18 protein-coding genes and 1 pseudogene are annotated in these 24,406 nt (G+C 63.3%); 3 read left to right on the top strand and 16 right to left on the bottom strand.

Annotated features, from left to right (window positions below; all coding sequences use genetic code 11):
• Positions 1-523: 523 nt before the first annotated feature.
• The 9 genes from ACJJV2_RS03715 to ACJJV2_RS03675 all read right to left on the bottom strand — a co-directional run bounded on the left by ACJJV2_RS03715 (position 524) and on the right by ACJJV2_RS03675 (position 11,220).
• On the bottom strand, positions 524-1,909 hold the full coding sequence (locus ACJJV2_RS03715) for a TRAP transporter large permease (RefSeq protein WP_405278371.1): 1,386 nt from the start codon (positions 1,907-1,909) through the stop codon (positions 524-526).
• Complete coding sequence (locus ACJJV2_RS03710; RefSeq protein ID WP_213114516.1) at positions 1,906-2,490, bottom strand: TRAP transporter small permease; 585 nt, start codon at positions 2,488-2,490, stop codon at positions 1,906-1,908. The genes ACJJV2_RS03715 and ACJJV2_RS03710 overlap by 4 nt, the downstream gene beginning before the upstream one ends.
• Positions 2,491-2,587: 97 nt before the next feature.
• Positions 2,588-3,577, bottom strand: a complete 990-nt coding sequence (locus tag ACJJV2_RS03705; protein WP_405278368.1) for a TRAP transporter substrate-binding protein — start codon at positions 3,575-3,577, stop codon at positions 2,588-2,590.
• Positions 3,578-3,946: 369 nt separating this feature from the next.
• Positions 3,947-4,960 carry a ProQ/FINO family protein gene (locus tag ACJJV2_RS03700; RefSeq protein WP_405278655.1) on the bottom strand — a complete coding sequence of 338 codons (1,014 nt, stop codon included), beginning with the start codon at positions 4,958-4,960 and terminating at the stop codon, positions 3,947-3,949.
• Between the two features lie 103 nt (positions 4,961-5,063).
• Positions 5,064-5,615: a dihydrofolate reductase gene (locus tag ACJJV2_RS03695; protein ID WP_405278366.1), complete on the bottom strand. Its 552-nt coding sequence runs from the start codon at positions 5,613-5,615 to the stop codon at positions 5,064-5,066.
• Positions 5,612-6,406: a thymidylate synthase gene (locus ACJJV2_RS03690; RefSeq protein ID WP_043331428.1), complete on the bottom strand. Its 795-nt coding sequence runs from the start codon at positions 6,404-6,406 to the stop codon at positions 5,612-5,614. Before ACJJV2_RS03690 ends, ACJJV2_RS03695 begins: the two co-directional genes overlap by 4 nt.
• A 213-nt stretch (positions 6,407-6,619) precedes the next feature.
• The gene (gene lgt / locus ACJJV2_RS03685) at positions 6,620-7,423 is read right to left on the bottom strand and encodes a prolipoprotein diacylglyceryl transferase (protein WP_405278364.1); all 804 of its coding nucleotides are present in this window, start codon (positions 7,421-7,423) and stop codon (positions 6,620-6,622) included.
• Positions 7,424-7,550: 127 nt separating this feature from the next.
• On the bottom strand, positions 7,551-8,333 hold the full coding sequence (locus ACJJV2_RS03680; RefSeq protein WP_107336182.1) for a sulfite exporter TauE/SafE family protein: 783 nt from the start codon (positions 8,331-8,333) through the stop codon (positions 7,551-7,553).
• A 73-nt stretch (positions 8,334-8,406) separates the two neighbouring features.
• A complete protein-coding gene (locus ACJJV2_RS03675) occupies positions 8,407-11,220 on the bottom strand; it encodes a response regulator (protein WP_405278361.1) in 2,814 nt (937 codons plus the stop codon).
• Positions 11,221-11,382: 162 nt separating this feature from the next.
• Here ACJJV2_RS03675 and ACJJV2_RS03670 point away from each other — a divergent pair, with 162 nt between their 5' ends.
• Positions 11,383-12,345, top strand: coding sequence for an NRDE family protein (locus tag ACJJV2_RS03670; RefSeq protein WP_405278359.1), 963 nt, complete (start codon positions 11,383-11,385; stop codon positions 12,343-12,345).
• Here ACJJV2_RS03670 and ptsP read toward each other — a convergent pair.
• Both ptsP and ACJJV2_RS03660 read right to left on the bottom strand, forming a co-directional pair.
• On the bottom strand, positions 12,338-14,638 hold the full coding sequence (ptsP, locus tag ACJJV2_RS03665) for a phosphoenolpyruvate--protein phosphotransferase (RefSeq protein ID WP_405278357.1): 2,301 nt from the start codon (positions 14,636-14,638) through the stop codon (positions 12,338-12,340). The two genes, ACJJV2_RS03670 and ptsP, sit on opposite strands and share 8 nt — an antisense overlap.
• Positions 14,639-14,955: 317 nt before the next feature.
• Positions 14,956-15,420 (bottom strand): annotated as a pseudogene (locus ACJJV2_RS03660) (RNA pyrophosphohydrolase); the annotation flags it as partial.
• 260 nt (positions 15,421-15,680) lie between these two features.
• Between ACJJV2_RS03660 and ACJJV2_RS03655 the strand changes: the two are divergent.
• Both ACJJV2_RS03655 and ACJJV2_RS03650 read left to right on the top strand, forming a co-directional pair.
• A complete protein-coding gene (locus tag ACJJV2_RS03655; protein ID WP_107336179.1) occupies positions 15,681-16,337 on the top strand; it encodes an HAD family phosphatase in 657 nt (218 codons plus the stop codon).
• 258 nt (positions 16,338-16,595) lie between these two features.
• Positions 16,596-17,987, top strand: coding sequence for an FAD-dependent oxidoreductase (locus ACJJV2_RS03650; RefSeq protein WP_043331433.1), 1,392 nt, complete (start codon positions 16,596-16,598; stop codon positions 17,985-17,987).
• 107 nt (positions 17,988-18,094) lie between these two features.
• Here ACJJV2_RS03650 and rsd read toward each other — a convergent pair whose 3' ends face one another.
• The 5 genes from rsd to msrB all read right to left on the bottom strand — a co-directional run bounded on the left by rsd (position 18,095) and on the right by msrB (position 24,402).
• Entirely contained in the window at positions 18,095-18,598 is a 504-nt protein-coding gene (rsd, locus tag ACJJV2_RS03645) for a sigma D regulator (RefSeq protein ID WP_213114509.1), read from the bottom strand.
• A gap of 126 nt (positions 18,599-18,724) precedes the next feature.
• Positions 18,725-19,285 (bottom strand): disulfide bond formation protein B, encoded by a 561-nt coding sequence (locus ACJJV2_RS03640; protein WP_082388316.1) that lies wholly within the window; start codon positions 19,283-19,285, stop codon positions 18,725-18,727.
• A 272-nt stretch (positions 19,286-19,557) separates the two neighbouring features.
• On the bottom strand, positions 19,558-21,156 hold the full coding sequence (gene gshA / locus ACJJV2_RS03635; protein WP_405278353.1) for a glutamate--cysteine ligase: 1,599 nt from the start codon (positions 21,154-21,156) through the stop codon (positions 19,558-19,560).
• Between the two features lie 164 nt (positions 21,157-21,320).
• Entirely contained in the window at positions 21,321-23,744 is a 2,424-nt protein-coding gene (locus ACJJV2_RS03630) for a Tex family protein (RefSeq protein ID WP_405278351.1), read from the bottom strand.
• A gap of 160 nt (positions 23,745-23,904) precedes the next feature.
• A complete protein-coding gene (msrB, locus tag ACJJV2_RS03625; protein ID WP_054555585.1) occupies positions 23,905-24,402 on the bottom strand; it encodes a peptide-methionine (R)-S-oxide reductase MsrB in 498 nt (165 codons plus the stop codon).
• Positions 24,403-24,406 lie beyond the last annotated feature (4 nt).

The raw sequence follows: 24,406 nt of genomic DNA, 5'->3' as shown, positions 1-24,406 counted from the left end.
GCGCTTGATGACGCCTCTAAAACTCTGTGGCCTAGTTATTATCCAATGCTCGCAGGGAAACCATATACCGGGCTTTCAGGATGTGCAACAGAAAAAAACACTGTTTTCGATCACCACTCCTGAACCTATCCATCGGTCGGTTGTCTGGCGTGAGCATACTCTAGGGCTCAAGAATGAAGGATTCATGACAACCATGCGTCTTGACGCGGATTCCTGCATCACCGAGCGCATCTCTGAGCGTTAATCTCGGATTCATTGTGGAAAAACCTCGCTTGCGACAAAAGTCGCAGAACAAATACCCGTCAACTGCTGTGCTTGTCTGATGCCAAGTTGTGGTTTCCTCTCAGCTTTATCTTCATGAAAGGCACCGTCCCTGTGCCAATGATTCATTCATGAGTCTGCTATCAAGATCGGTCATCAGCTCAATCAGCAAATCCAGTCAACAAGCCCAGTCGCCCTCCCTGTCATCAAGCTCTGTCATCATTCAATCCTGCCATCGCACCTTGTCAGCAGGCAGTGATCCTCAACTGCTCAACCAGTTGGGCAGGAACAGCGAGATGGACGGCACATAGGTGATCAACACCAGGAACAGCAGCAACAGCGACAGCCACGGCAATGCTGCCCGAATGACCCAGGTCATCGGCTTGCCGGTGATCCCCGCCGTCACGAAGAGGTTCAGCCCCACGGGGGGTGTCAGCATGCCGATCTCCATGTTGACCACCATGATGATGCCAAGATGGATCGGGTCGATCCCCAGCTGCGTCGCGATGGGGAACAGGATCGGCGCCATGATCAGCAGAATGGCCGAGGGCTCCATGAAGTTGCCCGCCGCCAGCAGCAGCAGATTCATCACGATCAGGAAGCCCCACGCCGGCAGCCCCCAGCCGATGATGGTTTCGGCGATGGTGTGCGGAATGCGCTCCGTGGTCAGTACATGCGCGAACAGCATCGCGTTGGCGATGATGAACAGCAGCATCATCGAGACACGCGCGCCATCCAGTACCACCTTCTTGACCTCCTGATCGGTGAAGGACCCCAGAAGCCCGGCAGGCACCTGCCACAGCGCGCGCAACCCCGCACTCCCCCAGGCTTCGTTGCCCTTGCGCCACGGCACGTTCTTCAACGGCCCCATGTCGCGATAGCCCACCACGGCGATGAACCAGGCATATACCGTGGCCACGGCAGCGGCTTCGGTGGGACTGGCCACGCCGCCATAGATCGAGCCCAGCACGATGAAGATCAACATCAGACCGCCCATGGCGATCAGGCCGGAGCGCGCAAGCACCCGTACACCAGGGAAAGGCTGAGCCGGCAACTTCTTGATCCGCGCCGCGATATAGATGGCGACCATCAAAATACCACCCATCAAAAGCCCCGGAATCAGACCAGCCATGAACATCTTGGCCGCCGAGACTTCCGTGGCGGCGGAATACACCAGCATCACGATGGACGGCGGAATCAGGATGCCCAGCGTCCCGGCATTGGTGATCACGCCCGCCGCAAAGGACTCGGTATAGCCCTGGCGCACCATGCCCGCGATCACGATGGAGCCGATCGCCGCCACCGTGGCCGGAGAAGAGCCGGACACGGCGGCAAACAGCATGCATGCCAATACGGAGGCCATCGCCAGCCCACCGCGCACGTGGCCAATGGCATCGGTGGCGAAGGTGATCAGGCGACGTGCCACGCCACCGGTCGAGAGAAAGGTGCTGGAGAGAATGAAGAACGGGATCGCCAGCAGGGTGTAGTGATGCGACAGGGCTTCGAACAGCTTGATCGCCACCGACCCCAGTGAGTCACTGGAAAACAGCAGGATCGTGGTGACACTCGAGAAGCCCAGCGCAAAGGCGATCGGCATGCCGAGAAAGATGCCGCCGAACAGCAGCGCAAACAGAGTGGCTATGGTCATCGTGGTGTTCCCTGATCACTGTCACGGCCAGCATCGCCGTTGTCTTGGCCATCCGGCTCATCCGACTGCACCAGATGCATGCTGTCCTCGCCTTCGTCATGAAAGCCGAAGCCACTGGCATCGCCACGAATCACCTTCCAGCCCAGTACCGCAAAGCGCAGCATCAGCAGCAACATGGCAATGGGCAGAATGGTGAGGGCGTACCACTTGGGAATCGCGATGTCCTCAAGCTCGATGCCGATCATCTTCATCAGCGAGAGATATTCATAACTGCCGACCAGCAGCATCACGCAGTACGCCATGCAGATCGCCAGCGCCAGCAAGGTCGCCACGCGCTGCCAGAGCATCGGCAGCATCTTGACCACGACATCCACGCCGATGTGCGCGCCCTGCTTGACGCCCCAGGACACGCCGATCAGCACGAACCAGCCCGCCAGATACAGCGTGGCCTCCTGTGACCAGCTGATGCCGGTATTGAAGACGAAGCGCAACACCACCTCGACGAAGACCAGCAGCACCATCGCTACCAGCAGCAGCGAGAACAGCGTCTCTTCCGCCTTGTGAAGCCATCGTAGTGCCATGGCAAAAATCCTCATGTCGCTCAAGGACACTTGCCCCACGCGAGATCGCCGATGTCCTGGCGCTCAAGATGGGGCAAGTGATGGATGGCCTGATGGCTTACTGGTTGGCAGCTTCCGCGGCGTCGACGATGTCCTGACCGATGTCGTCGGCAAACTCGCCCCATACCGGCTTCATGGCGTCGACCCACTGCTGACGCTGGGCATCGTCGAGCGTGATGATCTCGCTCTGGCCTGAATCGAGGATGGCCTGCTTGGCCTCCATGTTCTTGGCTTCGGAGAGCTGGTTGCCGAAGACGATGGCCTCATCGAGCGCCGACTTGACCTCGCCACGCACGTCATCCGGCAGGCCATTCCAGAAGCGTGCCGAGGACACCACCATGTAATCCAGCACGCCGTGGTTGGATTCGGTGATGTACGGCTGCACCTCGAAGAACTTCTGGGAGTAGATATTGGAGTAGGTATTCTCCTGACCATCGATGGCTTTGGTCTGCAGCAGGATGAAGACCTCGGAGAACGGCTTCTTCAGCGAGACGGCATCCACCGCGTCAAACTGGGCCTCGAGCACATCGGAGGTCATGATGCGGAATTTCTTGCCGTCGGCATCCTCCGGTGTCTTGAGCGGCGATGACGCGGACAGCTGCTTCATGCCGTTATGCAGATAACCGAGCCCCACCAGCCCCTTGGATTCCAGCGACGTCAGCAATGACTGGCCCGTCTCGCTGCTCTGGAAGCGCTCGACAGCGCCCATGTCCTTGAACAGGAAAGGCAGATCGAAGACCTGCAGCTGATCGGTATATTTCTGGAACTTGGACAGTGACGGCGCGGCCAGCTGCACATCGCCCAGCAGCATGGCTTCCAGCACCTTGTCGTCCCCGTACAGCTGCGAACTGGGGTAGAGCTCGACTTCCACCTTGTCGCCCAGACGCTCCTCCACCAGTTGCTGGAATTTCTTGCCCATCTGGCCCTTGGGGGTATTTTCGGCCACCACATGGGAGAACTTGATGGTGATCGGGTCGGCCATGGCCGTCGCTGAGGCAAACAGGATGGCAGCACTCAGGGCGGTCAGGGCTGGCTTGATAAGGCGCATGGCGAATCCTCTTGAATTGCGGATATTGTTGGTCTTGTAGGGCATTCGATATCCCGTCTGCGCGGCTCCGACACGATGCCGCGCAGAAGTGCGGCGCGAGCAGGGATAGCCGAGACACTGCGAGCATTGCGCCACAGCCGCCAGATAGACGAGAAAATCCAGACAATTCAATGAGTTGAAGACGCACAGTTCGCACACAAGTGAGCCGAATTCCGCGGGCCGCTGGCGATCTGTGAGGAGTTGTGCGGATTTCCGCCCATCAACGACAAGGCCCCTGTGCGGGAATCCGCACAGGGGCCTTGTCTGTTAGCACCGATCATTGTCGACCGAGCGTCTTCCTCAGCTGTCACACCACCTGCCAGCACACTCTCAGGGACGGTGCTTGGTCATCAGCTCGCTGAGCTTGTGGCTGATGCGCTGATCGGTCGCCTGCTCTTCACGCGCCTTCTGCTGGCGCGTCAGCTCATCGAGCTGCTGACGGGCATGACGTGCCTCATCTTCCGTCACGGCACCCACCGACTGACCCGAGAGGTCCACGCGCTGCGTGCCCGCCCGTACCGCCTTCAGATACCGCGGCAGATGGACATAACCCGCCAGCGCGCGCCGCACCAGCTTGTCATCCCAGGGCTCGTTTTCCAGCAGCTCGATATGGATGCCGATCTTCAGCGGCCGGGTATGGCCCTTGAAGAAGGTATCCGGATAGCGCTTGTACCACTGCTTGAGCAGCGCATGGGGAGAAGGCGCCGCCTCAGGCTGAGAAGCCTGCTGCGCCTGCGGTGCTTGCGGGGCCTCGCCCTGCTCGACCTCGTTCTGCTGCTGCGCTTCCTGCTCCTGCGGTACCTGAGCTTGCGGCGTCTGGGCTTGCGACGCCTGAGCCTCGGACGAATCAGCAGCCGTCGTTGTCTGCGCGGCAGCTGCCGGCTGACTCACGTTCAGGCGCTCTGAGGCCAGGCGTTCTGCCTGCGCCTCCTGCTGCGCTGTCAGACCCGCCTCCGCATTCGTGGAGAATTGCGGCGCAGAAGCCTGCTCAACCAGTTCACGCAATTGCGCATCTCGCGCCAGCAACGCCTCATTCACCGCGCTTAACTGCGCCTGCTGCTCCTGCAGTGTCTGGCGCGCCGCCGCGAGTTGCTCAGCGAGCTGCTCACGCTCATGACGCTCCGCGGCCAGTGCACGCTCGGCTTCTGCCAGGGCACGCTGATGCGCATCGGCATCTGCCGTGGCTGCAGACGTTGCCTGCTGCTCCAGCTGGGCCAGCGCATCGCGCAGGCGGGCATTTTCCGACTCCAGGGCCGCACGGGCCTGGCGCTCTGTGTCACGCTGCTGTCGCTGTGTGTCGGCTTCATGTTCAAGCGCAGAATACAGCGCTTCGAGGCGATCCATCGTCAAGGCCTGAGCCTCCCTTGCACGCTATGGGCAGTTCCGTTTGGCACCAGTCTGTGTCAGTACCTGCTGACTGTAAAGGTCACGCCGGCCAGCCAGTGGCTCAGACGTCGCGGCGCTCGAAGCGCACGAAGTCATAGGCCGGCAGACCCTCACCACTCTCCCCCGGGACGCGCTGCGCTTCCTGCCAGCTCGCATCCAGCGCCGGGAAATGGGCATCGCCCTCGATCTCGACCGCAACCTCGGTGAGATAGAGGCGCGTCGCCACCGGCAGCGCCTGGGCGTAGATCTGACCGCCACCGATCACCATGATCTCATCCACGCCTTCGATCATCGCGTGGTGGTCCGCCATGCTCAGCGCGGCGGCCAGGTCACTGCAGACCCGCACGCCATCGTGACTGAACTCGCTGTCACGCGTGACCACGATGTTGAGGCGGTTGGGCAGCGGCCTGCCGATGGAGGCGAAGGTCTTGCGCCCCATGATCACCGGCTTGCCCTGGGTGACATGCTTGAAGAACTTCAGGTCTTCCGGCAGGTACCACGGCAACTGGTTGTCGACGCCGATCACGCGGTTGATCGACATGGCGGCAATCATCGCGACGGGCACGACGGTGTCAGCCGCCGCCGTCAGCGGAGAGAATTCATTATCACTCATACAGCCACCTGCGCCTTGATATGCGGATGGGATTCATAGCCTTCGATGGCAATGTCATCGAAGGTGAAGTCGAACAGATCCGTGACTTCCGGATTCAACACCAGCTGCGGCAGCGCCAGCGGCTCACGCGTCAACTGCTCACGCGCCTGCTCGAGATGATTGCTGTAAAGGTGGGCATCGCCGAGGGTATGGATGAACTCGCCCGGCTTGAGGCCACACACCTGCGCGACCATCTGGGTCAGCAGCGCATAGCTTGCGATGTTGAAAGGCACGCCGAGGAAGATATCCGCGCTGCGCTGATAGAGCTGGCACGACAGGCGACCATCGGCGACGTAGAACTGGAACAGCGCATGACAAGGCGGCAGCGCCATCTCGTCCACCAGCGCCGGGTTCCAGGCCGAGACCATCAGACGGCGCGAATCCGGGTTGGTCTTGATCTGCTCGATCAGCTGGCTGATCTGGTCGACGGAACCGCCTTGCGGGTTCGGCCAGCTGCGCCACTGGTAACCGTATACCGGGCCGAGGTCGCCATTCTCATCGGCCCACTCGTCCCAGATACGCACGCCGTTTTCCTTCAGGTAGGCGATGTTGGTATCGCCCTTCAGGAACCACAGCAGCTCGTGGATGATCGAGCGCAGGTGCAGCTTCTTGGTCGTGACCAGCGGAAAGCCTTCGGCCAGATCAAAGCGCATCTGGTGGCCGAAGACACTCAGGGTGCCGGTGCCGGTGCGATCGCCCTTTTGTGTGCCGTTTTCCAGCACATGGCGCATCAGATCTAGATAGGGTTGCATGGTGGCGAGTCCGTACGGCGTGTCAGAGGCTGGCGCGGCGAGCGGTGCCGTGGATCGCCCTGCGCCAGCCTCTTCATGAATTCGAATCGTTCACTTGACGATATTTGACGCTGCCAGATACGCAAGAACGCGGCCCGATGGCCGCGTTCTTGCGTATCTGGCAGGAGGCCAGTTTACACCGAATGCCCCCTGTATTCACGCCTGCATTGCCCCTCAGGAGGCGCGATGCACCGGCGGCTGCGCCACTTCCTGACCGCGCGACCAGGCCATCAACAGCAGCCCGAACAGCACCATCGGCAGCGACAGCAGCTGGCCCATGGTCAGCCAGTCGAAGGCGATGAAGCCGAGCTGTGAGTCCGGCTGACGGAAGAATTCGGTGATGAACCGGAAGCAGCCGTAGCAGAGCAGGAACAGGCCGGAGATCAAGCCTTTCTGGCGCGGTTCACGCGAGACGAACCACAGGATGGTGAACAGCGCGACGCCCTCCAGTGCAAACTGATAGAGCTGCGAGGGATGACGCGGCTCCGGCCCGTAGAGCGGGTAGACCATGCCCCAGGAGACATCGGTGATGCGCCCCGGCAGCTCCTGATTGATGAAATTGCCTAGCCGCCCTGCGCCGAGGCCGATCGGCACCATCGGCGCGATGAAATCAGTCAGCTGGAAGAAGGTCAGCTGATGGCGACGCGCGAACATCAGCATCGCGATCAACACGCCCAGCAGGCCGCCATGGAAGCTCATGCCGCCATCCCAGACCTTGAAGACCCACACCGGGTCCGCCAGCAGCTTGTCGAAGCCATAGAAGAGCGCATACCCCAGACGGCCACCCAGCACCACACCCAGGGCGCCGAAGAAGATCAGGTCGCCCACCGCGTCCTGACTCAGGCCGACACGTGCGCGACGTGCTCGCGCCAGCCCCCAGGCCGCCGCGAAACCGATCACGTACATCAACCCGTACCAATGAATCTTGAAGGGCCCCAGCGCCAGCGCCACGGGGTCGATCTCAGGATATTGCAACATGTGAAAACCTTGAATGAGGAAGTCGGGCTCTACCAACGTACTGGGCGATGCAGTCATCGCCTCTCAGGCGGGCAGAGCATAACAGTCAAAGCATGAACACGACCTGCCTGAGGCAGCGTATTCCCGCTCACGCCAGCAGAAACCGCAGTCCGACGACGACCAGAATCAGCGCGAACAGGCGCTTGAGCAGCAGGGCCGGCAAGGCATGCGCCAGCCGCGCCCCGAGGCGCGCAAACGGCACGGACGCCAGCACGATGCCCAGCCACGCCACCCAATGGACATAGCCGATGGCGTGCTCCGGCAGATTGGGGGCATGCCAGCCAACCACGATGTTGGTCAGTGCGGCGGTCAGCGCGATGGGAAAGCCTGCCGCGGCGGCGGTCCCCACGGCTTCGGTCATGCGCGCCTGCCAGCTGGAAAGCATCGGCACCATCACCGTGCCGCCACCGATGCCGAACAGCGAGGAAATCACGCCGACGGTACTGCCGCCCACGAACTGGCCGACCCGCCCGGGCGCCTGGGCCATCTGGCCCACCTTGAGGTCCAGCCCGAGCTTGGCCGCCACCAGCAGCACGAAGACGCCGAACGCCAGCTTGAGCGTCTCACCGCTCAGTTCACTGGCCAGCACCACGCCCAGCCCGGTGCCGACCACCAGCCCCGGCAACAGGCGTTTGAGCCAATCGAGGCGCACCGCACCGCGCTCATGATGCGCCCGCGCCGACGACAGCGAGGTCACCACGATGGTGGCCAGCGAGGTGCCGATCGCCAGGTGCATCAACACCTCCGGCGCGACGCCTTGCAGCACGAAGGCCGCGGCCAGCACCGGCACGATGACAAGCCCTCCGCCGATCCCGAACAACCCCGCAATCATGCCGGCGACTGCGCCCAACAAGGGATACCACCACCACATACCCGACTCCTTTCATGCTGCATTGCGGTGACTGTCTGCCGAGAGTGGCCCGGGCCTCTCAGCGCCATGACCGTCAGCCGTCTGTTGATACTGGACCTTCGCCGCTGCCGGACGCGCGTGGTGTCAGCGTCACGTCAGGCAGCCACATGCTGACCTTGTCGATCAGCGCCTGAGGCCGGTAGGGCTTGCCCAGATAATCATCCAGCCCGGCGGCGAAGAAGCGCTCGCGATCGGCCTCACTGGCATTGGCGGTCAGCGCGATGATGACACTGCGCCGCTCACTGCCGGCGGCGGCTTCCTGCTCGCGCCAGCGCTGGCTGACACTGACGCCATCCATGCCGGGCATGAAGATATCCATGAACACCAGCGCGTAGAAATGCTGCCCACGTGCGGCCAGCGCCTCTTCGCCGCTGCTGGCGGTATCGACCAACAACCCCTGACGCCCGAGCACCGTACGCGCCAGCATCGCATTCACCGGCCCATCATCCACCACCAGAATGCGGGTTTCGGCCGGCTTGCCCGGCCATGTCATCGGCAGCAGGATTTCCAGCGCCTGCTCATCGTCCACGTTGATCTGGCGATAGCTGCCACCCAGCTCGTCGATCAAGCGTCGCGCCATGACAAGACTCGAGGGCGATTGATGACCGATATCGAGGCCGACATGTCCACGCAGCTCGAGTCGCAGACAGCAACAGCCAGCGCCCTCGTCCTCTGAGCCCTCTGCAGAGAACGCTGCATCGCGACAGGCCGGCAGCTCACAGGCTTGCTGCAGCTCAAGCAGCAGAGATTGATGACTGACGCTTTCGTGGCGCATGCAGCCTTCCGCCAGATGCTCGAACAGCTGCGCGAGGCGGCGCACATCACCGCGCAATGCCTCCGGCATCGGCCCCAGCTGCCACTCGAAGGGGCAACCGACATCATGATGGCGCTGCTGCATGTCCTCGAGCAGCGCCCCCAGCGTCTCGGTTGGCGAGAAGTCATTCTCTTCCAGCGGCGTCCGTACCACTTCCTCGCGCTCGGTCAGGGCATCCAGCAGTTGCGCCACGCTGTCGAGGCGGCCCTGCAGCAGGCTGAGCTCGGCATCCTCGATATGACGCTCGCGCCTGAGCTGACCAAGCTTGCGCACCAGGCCTTGCAGCGGCGGCGTCAGCTCAGCGTGCAGCATGTCCAGATAATCACTCTTCAGACGCGCCTCTTCGCGGGCACGGTCACGCGCGACCAGCAACTGCTGGCTGGCCTGATCGTGCTCCGACTCATCGATCATCACGCCGAGCACCTGCGCCGGGTCATTGTTGAAGCGACACAGCTCCAGGCGCATGCGCCGCATGCGCCCCTCGGCGTCATGTACCCGGAGTTCACGACTGCTGGGCACGCTGGGGTTGGGCTCCAGCATCAGCAAGCTGCCCACCGACCGGCCCAGTGCCTCATGCAATACCAGCCCGAACAGCTTCTCGAAGGCCGGGTTGGCCATCGCCAACAGCCCATGACGCATCACGAAGGCCGGCAGCGGCAAGGCATCCAGCTCATGGCCGCGACCACGACGCAGCAAGGCCACGGCCCCACGGTGACGCCGCAGGATGTCATCCGCCGGATAGGCCTGCCGCCCCACCGGCGGGTACTCCTCCATCACCTCACCGTTCTCGATACGCTCACTCTGGCGCGCCAACCACTCCAAGGGCTGCCCCAGGCGCTGGTCCATGCGCCTGAGCCGCCATTGCAAGATGAGCATGACGACGGCAAACACCAGCAGCAGCGCGCCACCACTGCCCAGCAACAGGGTCAGCAGCGGCACCTGACCGGGCACCTCGAGTCGCGTGCTGGACACCAGGCGCCAACCAGTGACCGGCAAGCTGTCCCACACCACCACCTGTGTCCCGTGCGGGTCATCCAGCGTGGCACCGCGCAGGCTGGTATCCATCGCGCGGGCGATATCCGCGGGCAGCTCCTGGGAATGGCCGTCGCCGACATTGCTGCTGGCCGCCCAGACGTTCAGGTGGTCATCGACCAGCCAGAAGGCATCCGAGGGGGCATGCCCCGGCAGCAGCAGGCGCGCCTCCATCTGCGGCAGCGCGAGATCCAGCCCGACACGCGCCTTCTGGCCATTGCTGAGAGAGACCTCCGCCAGCGCCGTGATCTGCGGCAGACCGGCAGGCCCCGGATGCGGCGGTAGCCAGACCACGCGCGCCGCACCATTGTCGGTGTTCTCGGCAAGCTGACGCACGGTGTCCGGCAACACCCCGGTATAGGGCATGAAATCGCTGCCCGGCGCGAAGGCGTCCAGCACGTTGAACCAGGGATAGAGCATGACCATGCTGTTATCGAGGCTCACGAACAGGCGTGAGATCAGGGGGTCCGACGAGTAGAGGTCCGACAGCAGCCACTGCATATGCATCAGTCGCCGCCCGGCGTCACGATCCTCATCGCTCAACGGCCCTGCGAATTCGCCGTAGAGTGCGGCTCCCCCACGCGATACCGGCCTGAACAGCTGGCCCTGCTCGGTGAGCGAGAACTGGTCCAGGCCCTCGTCATAGGCGCTGTCCCCGTTGGCGCCGAAGTCGAGATGGCGCCGGGCATAGCGCGCCAGAATCTGCAGGCGACGCTGTTGGGTTTCCAGACGCTCGCTGACCAGCGCCGTGGCCAGCGCATGCTCCTGCCTGAGTTCCCCCAGCGCGGTATCGACGGCGGCATGCTGCGTGCTGTCCCAGACCACGGCGGCCCCGACCAGAAAGCTCAACGCCACCGCCAGCTCCGCCAGCAGCAGCGGGCCAGCCGTCAGCCGAATCATGCGCGCCCAGACCTTCTCCAGGCCACTGGCGGAATTCTGGGCATTCGAAGCCACCGCCGCCGCGGGCGGTGGCTCGACAGAGGAAGCACGGCGCGAGAACATGATCTGAAAGCATCCTGTAGGTGAGGCGTCGGCAAGCCCGACCGCTGACCAGCGCAAGCTGTCGAGACAAAGCAGCAGCATACGCAAGCCGCCGTCAGGCGTCATGCAGTGCCAGCGTGACAGAGGCGCTATTTTCTCCCGACCCCCTGATGGAGTGGCGACATGTGCCTGATGGCATTTGACTGGCAACCGGACTCGCCGCAGGGCGAATGCCTGCTACTGATCGGCAACCGGGATGAGTTTCACGCACGCGCCACCGCCGGGCTCTGCGTGTGGCCGGATGGTGTCCTGTGCGGCGGACGCGACCTGGTGGCCGGCGGCGGCTGGCTGGTCGTGCACCCCGCCGGCAGCCTCGCCACGCTGACCAATGTGCGCCAGCTGGACCACCCTGCCCAGACGGCCAGCATCAGCCGTGGCCAGCTGGTCGCGGCCGCGGCGCGTCAGGCGCTGGGTCGATGCTCGCGCTGGCGCCTTGAAGACTGGTTGCGCGCACTGGTCGCGGGAGAGAGCGTGCCCGCGGCACTGGAGGGAGCGGACGCACAGAAGCTGTCTGCGCTGACGCTTGAGGCCGTGGACTGGTGCAACCTGCTGGTCTGCGATGGCAAGGCGCTGTGGCGCCTGCATCATGGCCCGCAAGGGGCCGAGGTGAGCCGCCTCGGCGCGGGCATCCATAGCCTGAGCAATGGCCATCCCGAGAGTGACTGGCCCAAGCAACGACGCCTGAGCGGCCGCCTGGCAGCCCTCCTCGCCCCGTCAGTCCGTGCTGGTCAGACAACCCCACGGCCATTGAGCGACGACGCGCTGCTCGACCTGCTCAAGGATGACTGGCGGCCCGCACCGACTCAGCTACCGGCCACCGGACTCTCGCCCGAACGCGAAGCCCTGCTGTCCAGCCCATTCATCGTCAGCGCCGAATATGGCACGCGGGCCTCGACCCTGGTGCGCTGGCAACGCCACCCGACAAGGGATACGGCTGATCCGTCTGGTGTGGTGCAGACCCTGACCCTGCTGGAGCGCCGTTTTAGCCCCGAGGGCCATACCATCGCCAGCCGCAGGGCCATGACCCGCTCGCTCGCCTCGGGGAGCGACGAGGAAGGAGATATCGGCAGCTGGCGACTCAGCTAGTCGTCTCACCAGCCTTCTGTGCCACAGGCGCGTTGTCGCGCGGCGGCAGCAGATGGGCCAGATCCCAGGCCTGCAGGCGGTGGAGCAACAGGTCATGAACCTCATCGGCGGTGGGCTGACACAGCACCTCGTCCACCAGCCCCTGCGCCGCACTCAGTGACACCCGCCGAATGGCCGCACGCACGCGTGGCAGACTCGGGGCATTCATCGACAGGCTGTCAAAGCCCATGCCCAGCAGCAGCAAGGCCCCGGCGGGGTCGCCCGCCAGCTCACCGCAGACGCTCACCGGCATCTTGAGCGCACGCGACTCTTCCGCCAGACGCGCCAGGGCGCGCAACACCGCCGGATGGCAGGCATCGTAGAGACTCGCCACGCGCGGGTTGTTGCGGTCCACCGCCAGCAGATACTGGGTGAGATCATTGGAGCCTACGGAGAAGAAGTCGACCCGGGTGGCGAGCGCTTCCAATTGGTAGAGCGCCGCGGGCACCTCGATCATCACGCCGACACTCGGCCGCGAGACGTTGATGCCCTCTTCGGCCAGTTCGACCAGCGCCCGATTGACCAGCGCCAGCGCCGCATCGACTTCCTCGATTCCCGAGATCATCGGCAGCATGATGCGCAGGTTGTCCAGCCCTTCCGCGGCACGCAGCATGGCCCGCAGCTGCACCATCAGCACCTCGGGGTGATCGAGCGTCACCCGGATGCCCCGCCAGCCCAGGAAAGGATTGGCCTCGTTGATCGGGAAATAGGGCAGGTCCTTGTCACCGCCGATATCCAGCGTGCGCATGGTGACCGGCAGCGGCGCAAAGCCCAGCAGCTGCTCGCGATACAGACGCGCCTGCTCCTGCTCGCTGGGGAAGCGGTCACTCATCATGAACGGCACTTCGGTGCGGTAGAGCCCGACCCCGCCGACCCGCGACTTGAGCGACGCGACGGAATCCAGTGCCAGGCCGGTATTCACCATCAGCGGCAGAACATGACCATCCGGGGTCACGCTTGGCAGATCCTGCTCCTGTTCCAGCAGCGCACTCAACGCCTGCTCCTCCTCGATCAACCGTGAATAGTAGGCGCCGAGCTCAAACTCGGGACGCACTACCAGTCGACCACGGTGACCATCGAGAATGACCGGTGCACCGCCCAGCCGCGACAACGGAAGATCCACCATGCCCAGCACGGTGGGAATCCCCATCGCACGCGCCAGGATGGCGACATGCGAGGTACTCGAGCCACTGACCGCGACCAGCCCCTTGAGGCGTTCACGCGGGACTTCCCCCAGCGTGGCGGGGCTGATCTCGTGACCGATGAGGATGGTATTTTCCGGGTATTCGATCGGACCGCTGTCACCCTCTTCCTGCAGGTGTGACAACACGCGGCGCCCAAGATCCCGTATGTCGGCGGCTCTTTCGCGCAGATAGTCGTCATCGACACGCTCGAGATACTGCACATGGCGGCGCACGATATCGGCCAGCGCCGCCGGCGCCCACTGTCCTTCACGGATGCGCTTCTCAACTTCCTGGCCCAGCGCCGCGTCGCCCAGCATCTGCTGATAGACCTCGAACAGCGCATGTTCCTGGGTGGAGATACGACTGGCGAGACGCTCCGCCGCGACGCGGATCTCTTCGCGCACGGCGTTGATCGCCTCCTTGAGGCGTGCGATCTCGAATTCGATATCGGTGGGGATCAGATCAGGGACGGCGTCCAGGTCGGCAGGCGGAGACAGCACGAAGGCCTTGCCGATGGCGATACCGGGCGAGCCGGCCACGCCGGAGAAGGTCGCCTGGCCGCTGGTACCGGCCAGCTTGCCCAGCGCCCCGGTGGCCAGGGCGTGAGCCAGCACTCCCGCCAGCTGCGCGCCAAGGGTGACAAGGAAGGCTTCCTCACCTTCATCGAAACGGCGCTTCTCGTGCTGCTGGATGACCAGCACCCCGAGCACGCGACGCTGATGAATGATGGGGACACCGAGGAAGCTGGAGAAACGTTCCTCTCCGGTCTCCTCGAAATAACGGAATTGGGGGTGTGCGGGCGCATCCTCGAGGTTGAGCGGCTCTTCTCTGAGCGCCACCATCCCGACCAGGCCCTCGCCACGTGCCAGACTGACCTGCCCCACCGACGACGAGCGCAGACCGATGGTGTCCTTGAGCACGAAGCGATCGCTTTCCGGTGCCAGCAGATAGACGGAGCAGACGTCCGTCTTCATGGCCTTGCGTATGCGCAACACCATGGTCGCCAGTGCCGCGTCCAGAGAACGTGCGCCATTGACCTCCTGAACGATACGACGTAGCACCTCAAGCATGGAGTACCTCAAGCATGGTGTATCTCGCGCATCGAAGACGTCGAGAAGGTGATTGCTCAGCCCAGGCGGCGTGACCCACGCTCAGCCACCCGCGCCCATCAACGCCATCAGCCGGACGAATGACGCCCGTGACCCTCGGAGCTGGCGTCACCGGCTCCGGAATCAGCGGCACCTGTGCCATCGAGTCCCTTGGCCGCCGCGTTGGCAGTAGCGACCGGTGAGCCACTGGCGCCAGGCGTTCCACAGGCGCCCCGCGCCTCATGCAGCGATGGCCCCTCGGCGAGCGCTTTGAGCCGCTCGGTGTCCACCAGACGCTGCAGACGCGGCGCCAACTCACGCAGGGCGCGCCGATAGACCTCACGCTTGAAGGCCACGACCTGCCCCAGCGGATACCAGTAGCTTACCCAACGCCAGCCATCGAATTCAGGATTGGGCGTGGTATCCACACTTACGCGGTTGTCCTGACAGCGAATCTGCAACAGGAACCACTTCTGCTTCTGACCGATGCAGATCGGTCGAGAGTGCGTTCTTACCATGCGTCTGGGTAACCGGTAGCGCAGCCATCCACGGGTGCAGGCCAGTATCTCGACGTCCTCAGCTTTCAGGCCGATCTCTTCTTCGAGTTCACGAAACAGCGCCTGTTGCGGTGTCTCGTTTGGCTTGATGCCCCCTTGCGGAAACTGCCACGCATTCTGTCCTACCCGGCGCGCCCAGAGCAGCTGGCCCTCACAGTTGGCAATGATGATGCCAACGTTGGGGCGAAAGCCGTCAGCGTCGATCACGGATGTCACCTTTGATTCGTTAATTGAAACCATTCTTCCACAAAGGCTGAAAGCGCTTCAATACGCGGTTTGGCGGTGTGAAAGCCCGAGCACCTCTGCAATAATCGCTGCCTTCACGCTATTGCAGTGCAACACGGCCGTGCGAGACTGCTCGTCGGCCACCGTACACCCGCGCAAACACTGGGCCGGCACCCTATCGTGCTCTGTTGTCCGTGTCTGTCGCCCAGCCGAGTGTGGCTGGGCAGAGCAAGGAGTTTTCCGTGAGTCTGGCCATCTTTGATCTCGACAATACCCTGATCGCCGGGGACAGTGATCACGCCTGGGGCGAATTTCTGGTCGAACAGGGCGCTGTCGACGCCAACGTCTATCGTGAAGCCAACGAGCGCTACTACCAGCTCTACCAGAGTGGCGAGCTGGACATTCACGAATACCTGGCCTTCTCACTCAAGCCGTTGTCCGAGAACAGTCCGGAGCAACTGGCGGCCTGGCACCAGCAGTTCATGGCCGCCAAGATCGAGCCCATCATCCTGCCGCGGGCGGAAGAACTGCTGGCACGTCACCGGGCACGCGGCGACACCCTGCTGATCATCACCGCCACCAATCGCTTCATCACCGCCCCCATCGCGGACCGCCTGGGCGTCGATGAGCTGATCGCCATCGAGCCTGAGATCGTCAACGGCCGCTACACCGGTCGCGTCAGCGGCGTCCCCAGCTTCCAGGCCGGCAAGGTGACCCGCCTCGAGAGCTGGCTGGCCGAACGTGACCACACCCTGGATGGCAGCACCTTCTACAGCGACTCCATCAATGACCTGCCGCTGCTGGAGCGTGTCGATACTGCCATCGCAGTGGACCCGGATGAGCAACTGCGCGCCGCCGCTGACGCGCGCGATTGGCGCATCATTTCGCTGCGCGACTGATAACAGGCTGATTTGCATGGACTTTATCGATCCATAAGGTCGAGCAACCTCAGCTATAAGGTTTTCATGTGGCTACAAGCATTCACCATAAAGTCGACCTTATTTGCTGAATCATTTCGCACAAGATGTGTCTATAATGTGTGTCCATCGAACCGTCGAGCCTGGTGCGGCAACTTTTGCCCCGTCACGGCAGGACGGCCTCCGGAATCCCGGTCGGGTCCGGGGGATGTCCCTCACCAACCTTGAGCGTGAGCAGCCATGTCCTCAACGACATACGATGTCCTGATTGTGGGTGGCGGCGTGTCCGGCACCGCCCTTCTCTATGAACTCGCCCGCTACACCGACCTCAAGTCGGTCGGCCTGGTGGAAAAGTACGACCACGTCGCGATCGTCAACTCGCACGGTCGCAACAACTCCCAGACCATTCACTGCGGCGACATCGAGACCAACTACACGGTCGAGAAGGCGCGTGTGACCAAGCGCACCGCGGGCATGGTGGTCAACTTCGCCACCAAGCTCAGCGAGAGTGAGCGCGATCACATCGTCTACAAGTATCCGAAGATGGTGCTGGCGGTCGGTGCCAAGGAATGCCAGTTCCTGCGCAAGCGTTTCGACACCTTCAAGCAGCTGTTCCCCAACCTGAAGCTGCTCGAGCGTGATGACATCGCCGAGCTGGAGCCGAAGGTGGTGGAAGGTCGTCGTCCTGACGAGGAAATCGTCGCGTTGGGTTCCACCGACGAATATACCGCCGTCAACTACACCACCCTGTCGGAAGCCTTCGTCAGCGAAGGCGAGAAGGCAGCAGCCGAGAAAGGCATGAACTTCGACGTTCGCCTCTCGACCGCCGTGGAAGACATCCGCAAGGAAGGTGACGTCTACAAGGTCAAGACCGACAAGGGCGAGCTCAGCGCACGCTATGTCGTGGTCAGCGCCGGCGGTCACTCCCTGCTGTTCGCCCACAAGATGGGTTACGGCCTGGACAAGTCCTGCCTGCCGATGGCCGGCTCCTTCTACTTCACCCCGAAGGTGCTCAACGGCAAGGTCTACACCATCCAGAACGAGAACCTGCCGTTCGCCGCCGTCCACGGCGACCCGGACGTGCTGGTGGAAGGCAAGACCCGCTTCGGCCCGACCGCCCTGATGCTGCCGCTGCTGGAGCGCTACAACGGCAAGACCTTCTGGGAGTTCCTCAAGGTGCTGCGCATGGACCGCAACGTCGTCAAGGCCCTGTGGGACCTGATGAAGGTGCGCGACATCCGCAACTACATCTTCAAGAACTTCATGTTCGAGGTGCCGGTGCTGCGTGAGCGTCTGTTCCACGGCGACATCAAGAAGATCGTGCCGAGCCTGGACGTCAAGGACGTCAGCTTCGCCAAGGGCTTCGGCGGCGTTCGTCCGCAGTTGATCGACAAGAGCAAGCAGAAGCTCGTGATGGGCGAAGCCAAGATCAACCCGGGCACCGGCATCGTCTTCAACATGACGCCGTCACCGGGTGGCACCAGCTGCCTGGGCAACGCCGAGAAGGACATGTATCTCGCCCAGGAATTCCTTGGCTTCAACATCGACAAGGAAACCTTCGAGCGTGATCTGCTGACCGGCGAGATCGAACTGACCGAGATCGAGCGTCCGGAAGCCTCCTCACTGATGTAAGCCTCTTTCGAGACACGCATCGGATGAGCATCAAAAAGCCCCGTCAGCATTCGCTGACGGGGCTTTTTGATGGGTGCCTGTTGATGGGTGCCTGGCGGGAGGCGACCTCAGGACACCGACTGACCCGACGGGGCCGACTGGGCAATAGGCTCGTGCACCGCATGCAGACGCTGGATCAGCTGATCCTCCAGCGCGAAACGCTCGGTCAGCCCCTGCTGCAGGCGGGCCAGCCATTCCGGCAGTCGGGCGCGATAGTGCTGGCAGCGGGTAGGGCTGGAGAAATCCTCATCGAAGGACAGCACCAGCTCGGTGGAGGGCTCCAGGCGCTGCATCAACTGCTCGCAGACCGCCAGCGCCGCGGTGTCCTCGAAGACACGGCCTTCTTCCTTGAGCTGAGGATAGACCTCGAAATGCCCCGCAGAGATGTAGTCCATCAAAAGCTCGATGAAGCGATTGACGCGTGTCATCTCGAGCTGCTCGAGGTCATTGACGCAGGCCTCGTGCAGATCCATGAAGCAGACCAGCATCTCGCGTCGCTGGTCCAGCCAGCGATCAACCAACTGATGAACGCCACGAAAGCGTTCCGCCGCAGTGGTGCATTCCTCCAGCATGGGCGCCTCCTCTGGCATGACCCGAACGATAGGGGCTGACATCCGGTGCTCGCCCCGCTGCCAACCCACTATCCTCCATGCCGTGCACGCTGCCAACCCCCCACCATGGTGGCAGGGCATATTGCCTCAACGGCGGAAGCTGCTCCACAGCATCGCCAGCGGTACCAGCGCCAGCCCACAGAAGCCGATCAACGACCACTGCGGGATCGAGAGACCCAGCCATTGCGCGCTGATCTGGGCGCACTCACCGGAGGCGTTGAGCACCTGGGTGATCACGTCCCATACCGGCAGCACTTCCAGCATGTAGTTGAGGCCCGGGCCACAGGCCGGCACCTGATCCGGCGGCAGTGACTGCAGCCAGATATGGCGACCCGCCAGCACGACCGCGCCGATGCTGCCGGCCAGTGCGCCCAGCGCGTAGATGCGCGTGCCGATGCGTCCGGGGCCATGCAAGGCTCCCAGCAGGAAGAAGACGCCGGCCACGGCCACCGCCACGCGCTGGAAGATGCACAGCGAACACGGCGCCAGATCGAAGGCGAACTGCAGCACGAAGGCCACGCCCAGCAAAAAGGCGCACCCCAGCGCTCCCAACAGACACCATTGACGCCCGCTCCAGCTCGCCAGGCGGGCAAGCCCGCCCTTGCGCGCGACTGGCTGCTGCCCCGATTGTTTGTCCGCTTGTGTCATTTGCCGTCCTTGCCGGTGGAACTCCAGTGGAGTCATGGGTGAGAAATGACGCAGCCGCAAGGCCATCAAGGCCCTGCGACTGCATTGAGGCTTGCACCGCGTCGTGCCCCGCAGCCGCGCTCAGTCTGGCTGCACAGGCCACATACATCATCGGCGCCTCAAGCCTGAGGCGCCGATGATGAAGCGATAGCCGAATCCGTCACTATCAGCGACTGATGCCTATCATGCCGTGTCGCGATGACCTGAACATGAATTGGCGTTGCGTCACGAGATCACGCCGGTTGCGTGCCATGGGCGGATGCGAAGTACTCGGCCATGAAGGTGTCGAAATCCTGATGATCACCCTTCTCGATATCGCCCTGCTGCTGCAGCGAGGTCTCGACCAGCTGATCGAGCAGATAGCCGCGCGCACGCTCCGTCGGCTCTGACTTGAACTGCTCGGCCTGTCCCTTGGCCAGTGCCAGCACTTCGTCGACGAAGTTGCTGCCGTTGTCGAGCATGCTGGTCAGCAGACGGCCCGACGGTGTGGTCTGGGCATCGTCGAAGCGCGGCGCGAGCGCCGCCAGCGCATCACGGTGCGCGCTGCTGGTCTTGTCACCACTGTCGAGCAGGCCCGCGACCTCTCCCAGCTCATCCATGATGTTGGCCGCCAGATCGCGCAGGCGACGCTCTTCACCATTGACGCTCAGGGTCAGTTCCGGATCACGCCCGGCCTCGACCACGCGACGCTTGCTGTTGTCGAGCGTGGCGCATTCCTCGTCGTCGATCCACGGGCTCTCGGTCAGCAGACACCAGATCAGGAAGGTATCGAGGAAGCGGATCTGCGTCTCGTCGATCCCGACCGGCAGGAAGGGGTTGAGGTCCAGACAGCGCACTTCGATGTACTCGACCCCACGCCCTTCCAGTGCCTGGCTGGGCGTCTCGTTCTGCCGGGTGACGCGCTTGGGACGGATGTCGGAGTAATACTCGTTCTCGATCTGCAGGATGTTGCTGGAGAGTTGCGACCAGCTGCCATCGGCCTGCTTGACGCCCAGCTTCTCGTAATCCTTCCACGGCGTGACGATGGCGTGACGCAGCGTGCCGACGAAGTTGTCCAGCGAGTTGAAGCAGATCTTGAGCTGCGCCTGCACCTTGTTCTGATAGCCCAGGTCCGACATGCGCAGGCTGGTGGCGTAGGCCGAGACCAGGCTGCGGTCCGCCTGACGCTTGAGGCGATCATCATTGCCGCCATCAAGGAAGCTCTCATCGATGCCCGGCGAGGCGCCGAACAGATAGAGCAGGATCCAGCTGTGACGACGGAAGTTGCGGATCAGCTCGAAATAGCGACGCGAGCGGAAGTCGCGCGCATCTTCCGCCTCTGCCCCTTCCAGCCCCTGCAGCAGGCTCCAGAAATCATCCGGCAGCGAGAAGTTGTAATGGATACCGGCAATCGACTGCATGATGCGTCCGTAACGGACATCCAGCCCCTTGCGGTAGATATGCTTCATGGTGCCGCTGTTGGAGGTGCCGTAATCGGCGATCGGCACGCTGTCGTTGCCGTGCAGACGCGGCGGCATGCTGGCCGGCCAGATCAGCTCATCGCCCAGGTTGCGATAGCTGAAACGATGCAGGTCAGCCAGAAACTCCAGCGACTCCTTGGGACGAGTGAACACCGGGGTGATGTACTCGAGCAGAGACTCGGAATAGTCCGTGGTGATGTACGGGTGGGTCAGCTTCGACCCCAGAGAACGCGGATGCGGCGTCTGGCTGATGTCACCGCCAGCGGTAACCCGCAGGCCTTCCTTCTCGATACCACGGCGCAGGCGCCCGAAGAGACCCTGACGGGCCTGGGGCGTGAGTCGCGCAATGGCGGACGCGAGTTGCTCGGACAAGGTATGAACCCTTTCGCATGGGGAGAAGCCCAGCCTCTCCGGTCGAATTGGATGACCATGGCCCGCGTGCTGCACCGGATGCCATGCAAGACGCGAACGGCAGGTACCGTTCGCGTCAGGTCAGTATGCCCACATTATGGGCGCGTAAAAAATGCTTTCAAGGCTTATGATTTCGACTTGCGCGCATTGAGCAGTGCTGCTGCCATCGCATTGTTGGCCGGTGCCGCGCCGCCGCTCGCGCCAGAATTGCTACCGCGACCACCGCGCTCCTGACGGCCACCGCCACCTTGCGAGCGCCCACCGCGACCACCCTCTGCGCCGCGTCGCGCCTCGCCTGCCGCGCCTTTCTCGGCGGGAGTATCGCTCATGCGCATGCTCAGCGCGATGCGCGCGCGCGGGATGTCGACTTCCATCACCTTGACGCTGACGATGTCGCCCGCCTTGACCACCTCGCGCGGGTCGGCAACATACTTTTGCGACAGGGCAGAGATGTGTACCAGGCCGTCCTGATGCACGCCGATGTCCACGAAGGCCCCGAAGTGAGTCACGTTGGTGACGACGCCCTCAAGCTTCATGCCCGGCTCGAGGTCCTTGAGGGTCTCGACACCTTCCTTGAACTCGGCGAAGCGGAATTCGGGGCGCGGGTCACGTCCCGGCTTGTCCAGCTCACGCAGGATGTCGGTCACCGTCGGCAGGCCGAAGTGCTCATCGGTGAATTCCGTCGGCTTCACGGTGCGCAGGAAGGCGCTGTCACCCAGCAGACTCGGCAGATCACGCCCGTGCGCCTTGGCGATACGCTCGACCAGCGGATAGGCCTCCGGGTGAACGGCACTGGCATCCAGCGGATTCTTGCCGGAGGCGATGCGCAAAAAGCCGGCACACTGCTCGAAGGTGCGCGGGCCCAGCCGGCTGACCTTGAGCAATTCCTGGCGCGAGGCGAAACGGCCGTTGGCATCACGGTGCGCGACGATATTCTCGGCAAGCGTGGTGTTGAGACCCGCGACGCGTGACAGCAGCGCGCTTGAGGCCATGTTGAGGTCGACGCCGACACCGTTGACGCAATCCTCGACGACGGCTTCCAGACTGCGCCCCAGCTGCACCTGACTGACATCGTGCTGATACTGGCCGACGCCGATGGACTTGGGCTCGATCTTGACCAGCTCACCCAGCGGGTCCTGCAGGCGGCGGGCGATGGAGACCGCGCCGCGGATGGTCACGTCCAGGTCCGGGAATTCGCGCGCCGCATATTCCGAAGCCGAGTAGATGGACGCGCCGGCCTCGTTGACCATCACCTTCTGCAGACGACGGCCGGACAGGCGCGTCAGCACGTCGGCGGCCAGCTTGTCGGTCTCGCGCGAGGCGGTGCCGTTGCCGATGGCGATCAGCTCGACGTCATGCCGCTCGACCAGCTTGACCAGCTCGGCCACCGAGGCGTCCCAGCGATTGTGTGGCGCATGCGGATAGATGGTGGCCTGATCGACATACTTGCCGGTGGCATCCACCACCGCGACCTTGACGCCGGTACGCAGACCCGGGTCCAGACCCAGCGTGGCCTTGGGGCCCGCCGGCGCCGCCAGCAGCAGGTCCTTCAGGTTGTCGGCGAAGACCTGGATGGCCTCCTGCTCGGCGCGCTCGCGCAGGCGGCCGATCAGCTCGCTCTCCAGATGGGTATAGAGCTTGACGCGCCAGGTCCAGCGCACCACTTCCTTCAACCAGCGGTCCGCGGCGCGCCCCTGATCCTCGATGGAGAAATGCGCCGCGATGGCGCCTTCCATCGGGTGACGCGGCAGGTCATCTTCGCCTTCGAGCTTGAGCGCGAGGCTCAGCACGCCTTCGTTGCGGCCACGCAGCATGGCTAGCGCACGGTGTGAGGGCGCCTTGTGCAGCGGCTCATCATGCTCGAAGTAATCGGAGAACTTGGCGCCCTCCTGCTCCTTGCCCTTCATGACGCGCGCGCTGAGGATGCCGTCGTCCCACAGACGTTGACGCAGGCGACCGACCAGCGCGGCGTCCTCCGCGAAGCGCTCCATCAGAACCTGCTTGGCGCCATCCAGCGCCGCCTTGGTATCGGCCACGTCCTTGTCGGCAGCGACGAAGCCGGCCGCCTGAACCTCCGGCTCCAGCGTCGGGTCCGCGAGCAGCATATCGGCCAGAGGCTCCAGCCCCGCTTCACGCGCGATCTGGGCCTTGGTACGGCGCTTCTTGCGATACGGCAGATAGAGATCTTCCAGGCGCTGCTTGCTGTCGGCGGCCAGCACATCCCGCTCAAGCGCGGCGCTCAGCTTGTTCTGCTCGGCGATCGATTCGAGCACGACCTGACGCCGCTCCTCCAGCTCACGCAGATAGCGCAGGCGCTCTTCGAGCTGACGCATCTGGGTGTCATCGAGCCCGCCGGTGGCTTCCTTGCGGTAGCGCGAGATGAACGGCACGGTCGCGCCGCCATCCAGCAGCTCGACGGTGGCGGTGATCTGTTCTTCGCGCACCCCAAGCTCACCGGCCAGCGCCTGTTGGATACGGCGAGTGGTGGCAGCGGGCGACAGCGTCGGTGCAGGACGGGAGGTGGTAGCGTCAGTTGCAGTAGCGTCCATGAAACGTCAGTCCCTTACAGCAGAATTCATGCGGCAATATACAGACGGCCCGGTCGTGGAATCGACCGGGCCGTCTGTATCACGATGTCGTCACGTTACCACAAAGCGGCAAGATTGCTTTAGCCACTCACTGCACCAGCCGGGATGCCTCCCAAGCGCCTCACGCGGGCACGAAGCGCAGCGCGACACCGTTGTTGCACCAGCGCAGGCCGGTGGGTTCGGGGCCATCCTCGAAGACATGCCCCTGGTGCCCGCCGCAGCGCGCGCAGTGATATTCGGTGCGCGGCCAGATGAGCCCGTAGTCGGTCTTGGTCAGAAGGCGCCCTTCGATATGATCGAAGAAGCTGGGCCAGCCGGTGCCGGACTCGAACTTGGTGGCAGAAGAGAACAGCGCCAGATCACAACCGGCACAGCGATACTCGCCGTCGCGATGCTCCTTGTTGAGCTCGCTGGAGCCCGCCCGCTCGGTGCCCTCCTCGCGCAGCACGCGATACTGCTCCGGGCTCAGGCGGGCACGCCATTCGTCTTCCTCGAGGGTCAGCGGCGTGATATCCGCGCCACGCTCGAGCTCAAGCTCCGGACGCGCGGCAGACAGCCTGGGCAGCGCCAGCATCGCTCCTGCCCCCAGCACCAGCCCCATGAATTGGCGACGTTGCATGACG

The organism is Cobetia sp. Ld8 (genome assembly GCF_045066615.1).
GTDB lineage: Bacteria > Pseudomonadota > Gammaproteobacteria > Pseudomonadales > Halomonadaceae > Cobetia > Cobetia amphilecti.
Note: the sequence above shows the minus strand (reverse complement) of the source record. Positions and strands in the feature narration are given on the sequence as shown.

What these genes read in the sequence shown, in the direction of transcription:
- ACJJV2_RS03715 (WP_405278371.1), bottom strand. Translation starts at nt 1,909, where the DNA reads ATGACCATAGCCACTCTGTTTGCGCTGCTGTTCGGCGGCATCTTTCTC.
- ACJJV2_RS03710 (WP_213114516.1), bottom strand. Translation starts at nt 2,490, where the DNA reads ATGGCACTACGATGGCTTCACAAGGCGGAAGAGACGCTGTTCTCGCTG.
- ACJJV2_RS03705 (WP_405278368.1), bottom strand. Translation starts at nt 3,577, where the DNA reads ATGCGCCTTATCAAGCCAGCCCTGACCGCCCTGAGTGCTGCCATCCTG.
- ACJJV2_RS03700 (WP_405278655.1), bottom strand. Translation starts at nt 4,960, where the DNA reads ATGGATCGCCTCGAAGCGCTGTATTCTGCGCTTGAACATGAAGCCGAC.
- ACJJV2_RS03695 (WP_405278366.1), bottom strand. Translation starts at nt 5,615, where the DNA reads ATGAGTGATAATGAATTCTCTCCGCTGACGGCGGCGGCTGACACCGTC.
- ACJJV2_RS03690 (WP_043331428.1), bottom strand. Translation starts at nt 6,406, where the DNA reads ATGCAACCCTATCTAGATCTGATGCGCCATGTGCTGGAAAACGGCACA.
- lgt (WP_405278364.1), bottom strand. Translation starts at nt 7,423, where the DNA reads ATGTTGCAATATCCTGAGATCGACCCCGTGGCGCTGGCGCTGGGGCCC.
- ACJJV2_RS03680 (WP_107336182.1), bottom strand. Translation starts at nt 8,333, where the DNA reads ATGTGGTGGTGGTATCCCTTGTTGGGCGCAGTCGCCGGCATGATTGCG.
- ACJJV2_RS03675 (WP_405278361.1), bottom strand. Translation starts at nt 11,220, where the DNA reads ATGTTCTCGCGCCGTGCTTCCTCTGTCGAGCCACCGCCCGCGGCGGCG.
- ACJJV2_RS03670 (WP_405278359.1), top strand. Translation starts at nt 11,383, where the DNA reads ATGTGCCTGATGGCATTTGACTGGCAACCGGACTCGCCGCAGGGCGAA.
- ptsP (WP_405278357.1), bottom strand. Translation starts at nt 14,638, where the DNA reads ATGCTTGAGGTGCTACGTCGTATCGTTCAGGAGGTCAATGGCGCACGT.
- ACJJV2_RS03650 (WP_043331433.1), top strand. Translation starts at nt 16,596, where the DNA reads ATGTCCTCAACGACATACGATGTCCTGATTGTGGGTGGCGGCGTGTCC.
- rsd (WP_213114509.1), bottom strand. Translation starts at nt 18,598, where the DNA reads ATGCTGGAGGAATGCACCACTGCGGCGGAACGCTTTCGTGGCGTTCAT.
- ACJJV2_RS03640 (WP_082388316.1), bottom strand. Translation starts at nt 19,285, where the DNA reads ATGACACAAGCGGACAAACAATCGGGGCAGCAGCCAGTCGCGCGCAAG.
- ACJJV2_RS03630 (WP_405278351.1), bottom strand. Translation starts at nt 23,744, where the DNA reads ATGGACGCTACTGCAACTGACGCTACCACCTCCCGTCCTGCACCGACG.
- msrB (WP_054555585.1), bottom strand. Translation starts at nt 24,402, where the DNA reads ATGCAACGTCGCCAATTCATGGGGCTGGTGCTGGGGGCAGGAGCGATG.